The 9,932-nt window shown below is 59.4% G+C and carries 7 protein-coding genes; 1 reads left to right on the forward strand and 6 read right to left on the reverse strand.

Annotation, left to right across the window (positions count from 1 at the left end; genetic code table 11):
• The first annotated feature begins 414 nt into the window (after positions 1–414).
• Positions 415–2,100 (forward strand): MFS transporter, encoded by a 1,686-nt coding sequence (locus tag IVA81_RS27025; RefSeq protein ID WP_247323636.1) that lies wholly within the window; start codon positions 415–417, stop codon positions 2,098–2,100.
• Positions 2,101–3,466: 1,366 nt separating this feature from the next.
• On the opposite strand, the gene IVA81_RS27030 is transcribed toward IVA81_RS27025, so the two are convergent.
• The 6 genes from IVA81_RS27030 to IVA81_RS27055 form a co-directional block, all read right to left on the reverse strand.
• The gene (locus IVA81_RS27030) at positions 3,467–4,249 is read right to left on the reverse strand and encodes an enoyl-CoA hydratase-related protein (protein ID WP_247323638.1); all 783 of its coding nucleotides are present in this window, start codon (positions 4,247–4,249) and stop codon (positions 3,467–3,469) included.
• A gap of 254 nt (positions 4,250–4,503) precedes the next feature.
• Positions 4,504–5,646 (reverse strand): pimeloyl-CoA dehydrogenase small subunit, encoded by a 1,143-nt coding sequence (gene pimD, locus IVA81_RS27035; RefSeq protein WP_247323639.1) that lies wholly within the window; start codon positions 5,644–5,646, stop codon positions 4,504–4,506.
• A gap of 75 nt (positions 5,647–5,721) precedes the next feature.
• Entirely contained in the window at positions 5,722–6,909 is a 1,188-nt protein-coding gene (gene pimC / locus IVA81_RS27040) for a pimeloyl-CoA dehydrogenase large subunit (RefSeq protein ID WP_247323642.1), read from the reverse strand.
• Between the two features lie 44 nt (positions 6,910–6,953).
• A complete protein-coding gene (locus IVA81_RS27045) occupies positions 6,954–7,265 on the reverse strand; it encodes a hypothetical protein (protein WP_247323644.1) in 312 nt (103 codons plus the stop codon).
• 1,527 nt (positions 7,266–8,792) lie between these two features.
• Entirely contained in the window at positions 8,793–9,197 is a 405-nt protein-coding gene (locus tag IVA81_RS27050) for a transposase (protein ID WP_346659418.1), read from the reverse strand.
• Entirely contained in the window at positions 9,107–9,724 is a 618-nt protein-coding gene (locus IVA81_RS27055; protein ID WP_247323657.1) for a transposase, read from the reverse strand. The genes IVA81_RS27050 and IVA81_RS27055 overlap by 91 nt, the downstream gene beginning before the upstream one ends.
• Positions 9,725–9,932 lie beyond the last annotated feature (208 nt).

The raw sequence follows: 9,932 nt of genomic DNA on the forward strand, positions 1-9,932 counted from the left end.
ACTTCTTGCGTGATTTCGTCATATCCGTGCTCCGTCGGTTCAAACAGAGCAGGACGCTTCACACCTTAACGTTTGGTCCTATTTCCGGGGTCCACTTCAGAACGCGCAGGTTAGAGAAACACCGCGTTCGCAACGGCGACCGGCCCCATCTCACATCTTTGTAGTACTGTCCATGTCCGGATTATGACGCCGATGTCGCGAACACAACCGAGTGTCGTCACCCCGTCCAGTGGACATGCTGGCACTTATGGGTGTTTCACTCTCATCAATCAAGCAACACCACATTCCGCGTGTGGCACGCCGATTGCCGAGAAAGGTTGAAAAGGGCGCTTGCCCGCTGCTAACGGCCAACTTTCCGCGACCACACTGATCTGGTCCAGAGTCAATCCAGCGCGGGCGAGGCGGGAGCCGATAATGGAGTTGTCCAAGCCACAGACGGTGAGCACCGACAGCGTCACCGCTCCTTTACGCTTTCCGGCCTTCCGGCGCATTTGGAGTGCAGGTTTGCTGGCTTATCTCGGAATCCTGATCCAGTTTGTTGGTGCGGCTTGGGCGATGACGCAGATGACCTCGTCGGCCGACAAGGTCGCGCTGGTGACAACGGCTTTGATGCTGCCGGTGGTGCTACTGTCGATGCCGGCCGGCGCCATTGCCGACATGCATGACCGCCGTATCGTGACGCTAGTTGCGCTCGCGATTGCACTTTGCGGTGCCACCGCGCTGACGGTACTCGACTGGTTCGGTCGAATCACACCAAATCTTCTGCTTGCACTGTGTTTTGTGGTCGGCAGTGGCATGGCGCTGATGAACCCGGCCTGGCGCTCTTCCATCAGTGAACAGGTGCCGGCAGAAGCGTTACCGGCAGCGGTTGCACTCGATGGCATCAGCTACAACATCGCACGCAGCTTCGGACCCGCCATCGGCGGCATTGTGGTTGCAACCGCTGGCGCGGTCGCGGCCTTTGCGCTGAACGCGCTACTCTATCTGCCACTCGTACTCGCGCTATTCCTCTGGAAGCGTGTGTTGGAGCCGTCGCCGTTGCCGCGCGAACAGCTGACCCGCGCCATTGTCTCGGGAGTGCGCTATATCACCAATTCCCCGTCGCTAAAGATTGTGCTGACCCGCACCATGGTAACCGGCGTCATTGGCGGTTCGATCTCGGCTCTGATGCCGCTGGTGGCGCGCGATCTCCTGCAAGGTGGTGCGCAGACTTATGGCATCATGCTCGGCGCCTTTGGGCTTGGTGCCATTATCGGGGCACTCTGTATCGGTGAGATGCGCAAGCGTATGAGCGGGGAGGCTGCGGTACGCGCGTGGACACTGTCCATGGGTGGTGCCATCGCGGCTGTAGCGCTAAGCCGCCAGCCGGTTCTGACTGCTACCGCACTGGTCCTGGCCGGGGCGATGTGGATGATGACGTTCACAGTATTCAATATCGGCGTGCAGCTCTCCGCTCCGCGATGGGTCGCAGGCCGCTCTCTTGCCGCCTATCAGACTGCGTTGTCTGGCGGAATGGCCATCGGTAGCTGGGGCTGGGGTCGCCTCACCGACGCCGCCGACATCGAGCTCGCGTTGTTGGTTTCCGCCGCACTCATGGTACTCTCGCCGCTGCTGGGGCTCTGGCTGCCCATGCCGCGCATCAGCGCACGCGATGAGGACGCTGAGCTATTGGACGATCTTGAGGTGCGGCTCCCGCTCACCGGGTGTAGTGGGCCGCTTGTGGTGGAGATCGAATATCGCGTTGCGCCGGAGAGCGCGCGGGCTTTCCACAATGTGATGCAGGACGTGCAGCTATCACGTCAGCGCAACGGCGCCTATGGCTGGTCTGTCGCGCGTGATATCGTCGATACCGAACTTTGGACGGAGCGCTATCACTGCCCGACGTGGCTCGATTATTTGCGCCAGCGCAACCGATCGACACAATCGGAGCGAGCCATGGACCAGCAGGCAGTGGCTTTCCACGTCGGTCCCGCGCCCGTGCGCATCCGCCGCATGCTGGAGCGGCCGTTCGGAGCGATGAGCTGGAAGGAAGATGTGCCTGATCGCAAAGGAGATGGTCCATTGCCACCGCGGCAAGAGACATTGGGAGTGGCCCCTTAGGAAATAGGAGAGCTGACGTTCTTGATTTAAGCGGACTCGCACAAGCCTGCAACCCGAGAAAACCACCAACTGGCTTTTCTGCCTGCGCTCCTCCTCGAAGGCGTGGGAGGCTCGATGACGACCTTTCCGCGTTATGGGCGAGACCTCGCAGAAGGTGAGTGGACGCGTGCTGGTCAACGACTTGGGGACCATCGATCTTGAGCCAACAATTTGTAGCGATACAGTCGAGGTCGGGCTGGCGTCGGGCTTGTTTGCCGGGAATCGAGATGGGCCAAGTACTTGTGAGCTTCTGGTTCGACGCAACATGGCGCGTGGTGGTCTTGCCATGGCTACCCTGTCGCCCACTCGGTCGGCCGACGAAATCGCTCGGCGTGCGAGCTTGCGGGGCGCGGCAACCGACAAATGCAGGTTGATGAGACGGCTAATGGGAGCTTAGCAAGTCGGATCGCCTTCGCTATAGCGCTATAGCCGAGCACAACGCTGCAGAAGCAGAGCTTTGAAGGCTTCGATTACAAAAGAAGCCATGGATCATCCATAGCGAAAGGCGAGCGTGCCCGACGCTGACCGCGCGCACATTGGGCCGGTAGCGTACACGGAAGTGGGCGGCACGATTATCCGCGAGCTGTTCCCGGATTGACGTGGCAGCTTCTAAGAGCACATTCTGACGCAGGAGCACGTTTTTCAATGCCGGCAGCTTAAAACGGCGAGTTTTCCTGTCGGGATTACTGTTGCGCGAATACCAGCGTCAGTTAGTCTCAACCATTACGCTGGCGGGGGGCCACATATTCCCGAACAGCTCCAGGGGTCTGGCACACAAGGTATTCGTGCGTCCTGGTTTCCTTCGGAACACCGACCGTCATTGCAAGCTCCTGACTGGAGCCTTGTAGTCTGAAAGTGCCCCCCACAAGGACGCAAGCATCGCCGCGCGCGCAGAAAGCCGCTCCCCCAGTCATGAGGATCGAACCGACTTTCGGATCGTCACGGAAGCGATTAATTGTCGCGGCCGGGAGAGAGCATTCTCACCTCCAGTCGGGATACCGACAACGGTAACGCTAACCGTCAGGGGTGCCGAGCTTGGGCACGTTCAAGGCCATTCTGGTTTTGTCGCATCAGCTGCACACCCGTCGCTTCGCTGCTTAGTTGCACTGGCTCCCCAAGGGCCCAATGCGATAAGCGCTGGAAGAGTTGCGCCTAAGTTGGCGGCAAATTAGCACTCGGCACGCACTGCTGCGATGCCACTTCTCGCGTGTTTACTCCAGTATGCTCACTTGAAGGTCTGCCGCTCAGCCCATTGCTCGAACTTACGCGCCGCGTTCAGGACCGGGTCCACAAATTCCTTGGGCTCAGCGGGTGCAGGCTGCGCTGTCTACCGTCCCGCCCACCTTGGCGCCCGCTTTTCGACGAAGGCGCGCGGCCCCTCCCTATAATCCTCGTTTTCCGCATTCTTGCGTGATGCGACATCGCTGGCTTCGCGCAAAGCCGCATCATCGAGGTCGTAGGCCTGCTTCGCGACGCCGAGGCTTGCGCGAACCGCAAGCGGCGCACTTTCGCAAATCGCCGCGGCAAGCTTCAGCGCCTCCGGCATCAGCTGAGCGCTCGGCACCAGGCGGTTGATCAATCCATAGTGGAACGCGCGCTTGGCGTCGAAATGCGTCCCGGTCATGATCAATTCAAGCGCAATCGCCTTCGGTAGCGCGCGCGGCAGCCGGTAGAGCCCGCCGGCACTGGCGATGAGGCCGCGCTTGACCTCTGGCAGGCCGAACGCTGCTTGCTCGTTCGCAATGATCAGATCGCAGGCTAACGCAATTTCCGTGCCGCCGGCAAGCGCAAAGCCGTTTACCGCGGCAATCCAAGGTTTTGTACGCGGCTGATGCACGAAGCCGGCGAAGCCACCGGTCTCGGTGCTGAGGCCGCCGTCACTTCCCGCCGAGATTGCCTTCAGATCGGCGCCGGCGCAGAACGCCTTGTCGCCCGCGCCGGTGAGAATCACGACCCAGATGTTCCGATCCCTCTCGGTGTGGAACACCGCATGCTCAAGACCCTGCGCGACATCGCGGTTCACCGCGTTGCGCGCATCAGGTCGATTGATCGTGACCTGCACCACATGCTCGGCCACATGGCGGGTGAGAACCGCGTCTTTCGTTTTCATACGTATCTCCTGATGGTGTTGTTGTCGTCGTTTGACCTCGTCTGCCGCAGATCATGCAGTCATCTCGTTCTGGGGCGCTCGCGTAGCAATCGAAGTGGACTCTTTCAGCGCTTCGCTCCTGCGCCGGAACAGAGCTAAGCCACGTTCTATTTCCGTTTCGTTGAAGATTCGCGGCATTCTAGTCGAGGCTTCAGCGGAGGCGGAAGAAGGGGGCATAACGATGGTGCGAGCTATTGCCCCGTCCCCAGTACAGATCACACCAGCGCGTCGTTCTCACTGACGCGGCGGAGGTGATAACCGGCATCGCCAAACGTGCTCTCGATCATGGTCAGCCGCTTGAAATAGTGGCCGACCTTGGCCTCCATGGTCATGCCGATGCCACCGTGCAGCTGTATCGTTTGCTGGCCGATGAATTTGCCGCTCCTGCCAATCTGCACTTTTGCCGCGGCCACCGCTTTCGCGCGCTCGGAGGCATCATCGAAATCAGCGGCCATGGAGGCGAATATCGACATTGAGCGCGCCTGCTCTAGCGCCACGAACATGTCGGCGGCGCGGTGCTGCAAGCTCTGGAACGAGCCGATCGGCACTCCGAACTGCTTTCGTGTCTTCATATATTCAATCGTAATCTTCAGCGATTCGTTCATCACGCCGACGGCTTCCGCGCAAAGCGCGGTGCGGGCGTCGTCGACCACGCGCTCGATCACCGGCAACCCGTTCTCGGGATCGCCGATCACAGCGTCGCTACCCACCTCGACGCCGGTAAAGGTGATGTCGGCGGCATGCAGGCCGTCTTGGGTGGGATAGGTCCTTTTGGAGATGCCCCTGGCGTTGGCGGGTACTAGGAAAGCGCCGATACCGCTTCTATCGCGCTGGGCGCCCGTATTGCGCGCGGTGACAATCAGCGCGTCCGCGTTCTCGCCGTTGATGACGACGAACTTTTCGCCGTCGATGATCCATCCGTCGCCATTCTTCTTCGCAGAGGTAGTGACGTCGTTCAAATCATAGCGCGAGCTCTTTTCGAGCTGAGCGAACGCAAAGGTCTTTCTCCCCTCGATGATGAGGGGAATATGCGCGGCTTTCTGTGCGGCTGAGGCCCCATGGCGCAGGAAGCCGCCGCCGATCACGACAGTCGGCAGATAGGGCTCGAGTACCAGCGCGCGTCCCATGGACTCCATCACGATCAAGCTCTCCACGGCGCCGGCGCCGAAGCCGCCGTCGATTTCGGCAAAGGGCAGACCAAGAAGGCCCTGCTCGGCGAACATGCTCCAGATCGCTTTGCTCCAGCCGCCCTTCTCCTTCATGTATTTCTTACGCTGCTCGAAATCATAAGCATCGGTTAGCTGTCCAGCAACGCTTTCCTTGAGGAGCCGCTGCTCTTCGGATAGTTCGAAATCCATTTCTTCAGCACCCTCTAACGACAAATCTGGATTGGACGCTCGACCTCGCCTCGCTTGAGGGCAGAGGGAGAAGATTTAGAGTCCCAGCACCGCCTTGGTAATGATGTTGCGCTGGATCTCGTCGGAGCCCCCGTAGATCGAGACCTTGCGATTGTTGAAGTAGCTTGGCGCGATCTGCATGGTCCAGTCCATCGCTCGGTGCGAAGAATCGGGATGCTCGTCATAGGGCATGGCGAACGGCCCGATCACTTCCAGCAAGAGTTCGGTCGTGGTCTGCTGGATCTCCGAGCCCTTGATCTTGAGCATGGAAGACGCCGGATTCGCCTTGTCCCTGCCATGCTTACTTTCACCAGCGACAACGCGCAGTTGCGTGAGCTCCAGTGCCTTCAGCTCGATCTCGCAGGTCACAAGCTTCTCCCGGAACGTGGGATCCTGGATTAGAGGCCGGCCGCAGGCTTCGATTTTCGAAGCCAGCTCCTTGATGCGTCGGATGCGCTCCTTGGAGACTCCGACGCGCGCAATGCCGGTGCGCTCGTTGCCGAGCAGGAACTTTGCGTAGTCCCAGCCTTTGTTCACCTCGCCGACAAGATTTTCGATGGGCACCTCGACGTCGTCGAAAAACACCTCGTTGATCTCATGGCCGCCGTCGATGGTCTGGATCGGGCGCACCGTAATACCCTTGCTCTTCATATCGATCAGCATAAAGGAGATGCCGGATTGCTTCTTGGCGGTTGGATCGGTACGGCAGAGGCAGAAAATCATGTCCGCATATTGGGCAAGCGTGGTCCAGGTCTTCTGGCCGTTGATGATCCACTTACTACCCTGGCGCTCAGCTTTCGTTTTCAGCGAAGCAAGGTCGGAGCCCGCGCCCGGTTCCGAAAACCCCTGACACCACCAGTCGTCGACATTGGCGATGCGCGGCAGATAGTACTTCTGTTGCGCCTTGTTGCCGAAGGTGTAGATTACCGGGCCGACCATGTTCACGCCGAAGGCGAGCGGGGTCGGCGCCGGATGCATCTGTAGCTCCTCCCTGAGGATGTATTCCTGCACAGGGGTCCAGCCTGTGCCGCCATACTCCTTCGGCCAGTGGCTGACGCCCCAGCCCTTCTTGTTTAGGATGCGCCACCAGGTGACCAATTCCTCTTTCGGGATATGGCGGCCTTCGACCATCTTGCGCCGCATCCCCGGTGGTGCGTTGTCGCGCAGAAACTGCCTCACTTCCTCTCGGAACGCCTGCTCTTCTTTTGTGAATGCAAAATTCATCGCATGCTCCTGTGAGCAACTTTAGTAGCCACTCATCTAGATCGTCATTGCGGGGTTCGCGCGAGATCAGCACCGTAGCAGCCGACAAAGTCATCCCGTGAGACGCCAATCCGAGTGGCTTCAAACTTGGGCCGAACTGACAAGCGTGTCGGCGCCAGCTGGGGAGGGGCAAAGAACGCGCTCGATTTTTCAGCGTCTTCTGGAGCGATGCGAAGCATCGAACTCGCCTTGAAATCCCCGCAAACCAGCAGGACGTTGGGTCCCATCTCGGCCAGTACCGCTAAAGTGTTTTGAGAGGAGTCCGACTTGTCGACGCCGTGTTTGCTATAAGAGATTATTTGTCTCACTAAGGACATGCGCTCTCCATCAACCAATTGGCAAAACCGAAATGGCACGCCGTGGTTAGAGGAAGGAGAGCATTGCTCGTCGTGCGCGTGTGAATGCACTCAATCCTCCCCTCACTCAGCGTTTGCCGCCTCTCAATAGCAACGGCCGTGCCAGGGCGTTCAAGCGCACTAAGCTCCTGATTCCCTTCAAAAAGAGTTCCCAAGCCGCAAACAACGGCCGGTGTTTTGAATCCGACAGCCGTTGTACCGCTGTTAGAGACCAAACAAGGATCAGCGGACGTTCGCGCGCGAAAGACCGTAGTTTCCGGCGACAGTTGCGAAAGCTGTCAGAGCGAAAATTTGCTAGCTTCTTGACAAAATCGGCCAGGCTCAAGCAAGAAGGAATATCGGACAACCAGCAGGAGCTTCAGTCATGAGCTCTAGCCCAAGCGATACCGCAGTTGACGCGCTTACGCCGAAGGGTACGGGACACGCAGGATCATTTTCGACGGCAGTACAGCAGCACTCGCCGTCCTCGAACCACCTACGGCGGATCTTACGATCTTCCTTCGAGAAACAGTCGAATTTCCTTTTGGGCGATGCGAACACAAGTCGCCGCGCCCACTGACCCATCGCGTCGGCGTGGAGCTATCGATCGACCGCAAATGGGTTCTGCAACGCAATATCGCCAGGTCCGGCGCGAGGTCTGGCTGCAGTCTTCCGAAATCGAGCGGCCGATCGCGGCTGATCTCGATTACGCGCCGCGGCTTGGCGGATCAATGCGCGCGAGACCTGACCGAACAGCTGGAATGGGCCATTGACAATGGCTTTGACGTAGTCGCGCAACTTTTTTTTCGCGGCGCCTCAGGAGCCGTGCCACTTCCGGCCGAGCCGAAGTGCTTTTGCGGGGGCGCACTCCGGGTTATGCGTCACGGGCTCGGAGCGCCATTCCTCGCCGGGCGTGCGGTCACGGCGTTCGACGTAATACCTGTTTGCACGCCTCAATTTCCATCCGCTACTTCGTAGACGCGCAACCAAGGCGAGGTCATCCGATGAGCCGCCATTCTTGGGGTATCAGGAGATGGTAATGGAACGGCTCATAGAGCCCGGCAACGCCATCATCGCGACGGCCGCGTAGATCTCCGATTGCGCGCGTTCAGCTTCACGCCGTCATCATGTTCGGCAGTTAGTGATACTTTGCCGCGAGCACGACCGACGGCTCGTCGTCACGAATGTCAGGTTTAAGCAAGCCTGCAGGCAGAGGCCTGTTTATTCTGGCGCAGCATCAGCAAGTCGTCTTGCGCTTAGTCATTGCGAGGAGTGGGCCATATGTACGCCCCCGAACTTGCCAGCGAGCTGGCATACGGCACGCGACCCGCGATCTCTACTTCTGGCATCATTAGCATTACAGTTGCCTTCTTGATTTGAAGTGAGCGCGTTGAGCGGCCGCCTGATGAGCTCTGCGCCAGAAAGACCATGCGATGATGTATGCGGGTTGAATATGCTTTCGCGCCAGTCTGACGGCGATGCGGCGGATTTCCTGGATTGACCAACGGATCAGTGGCGGCGCGGTAGTGTTTTGGCTTTTGCCGGGTGGCGTCGTTTTGTTTTTTTGGGCGGTGGCGGATTGGCGCGATGCCGGATCGCCGCCATCATGGCGAAGGCGAGCATCACCAGGGACACGTGACGGTGCCAGCCATGCCAGGATCTGCTCTCGTTGTGATCGAGCCCGAACTCGTTTTTTGCGGTCTCGAAACTGTCCTCGATCGCCCATCGATGGCCTTCGACCGCGACCAGCGTTTCAATTGATGTTCCCGCTGGGCACCAGGTGGTGAAGAAGGCGAGGTCACCATCGGCGATGCGACGACGGATCAGTAGACCGCGCGTCCACAAACCATCATTTGCACTGTTGAATGGCTCGGCCTCGAGGTCGGCCAATTCGAGATAACACCAATCGTGCAGCCGCGGTCCTTTGGTTCCGGCTCCGGCCGACAGGCGCTTCCAGTCGGATGGGCGCCGCGTCCGGGCGATGTCTTCGGCCTTGCCGGCGACCGGCTGTCGCTTGCCCCAGGATCGGAAGACATGAGTGCTACTGACCCGAGCACGTAGCCTTTGCCGGCCCGGCGGAGTTGCTGCTCGATATCGCCGACACCGTAGACGGTGTCACCAGCAACCCACGTGAATGGTACAGACGCGGCTATGGCGCGTGCGATCATTCTCGTCGCAAGCTTTGGTTTGGTCGCAAAGCCGACATCGGCAGGCACGTATGCGGCTTCCAGACGATCCGGATCGTCAGTCCATTCCTTCGGAAGATACAGCGCGCGATCGATGAACGCATGACCATGGCGCGAAACGTAGGTAGCGAAGACTCCGATCTGGCAGTTCGTAATCTTGCCTGCCGAACCCGTGTATTGCCGCGCCACTCCGCATGACGCTTTGCCCTGCTTGAGAAAGCCGGTCTCGATGCGGTCCTCGTGATCGACCGTCATCCGCCAAATGCTCGATGACATAGTCGCGCGCGATATCGCGCAGCGCACACCCAAGGTAGGAGCCGGATGCCTTAATTGGGCTCGTCCGGATCTGTGCGGGGGGCGCTCAGCTGTTGCGGCCAGGGATGGAGGATACGGGGTTGAGGAAGCCAGTCATCCGCCAACTTCGTCATACGATCCCAAGTGAAGCCGGCTCGTTGGCTGCGGC

The organism is Bradyrhizobium sp. 141, from assembly GCF_023074055.1.
Lineage (GTDB): Bacteria > Pseudomonadota > Alphaproteobacteria > Rhizobiales > Xanthobacteraceae > Bradyrhizobium.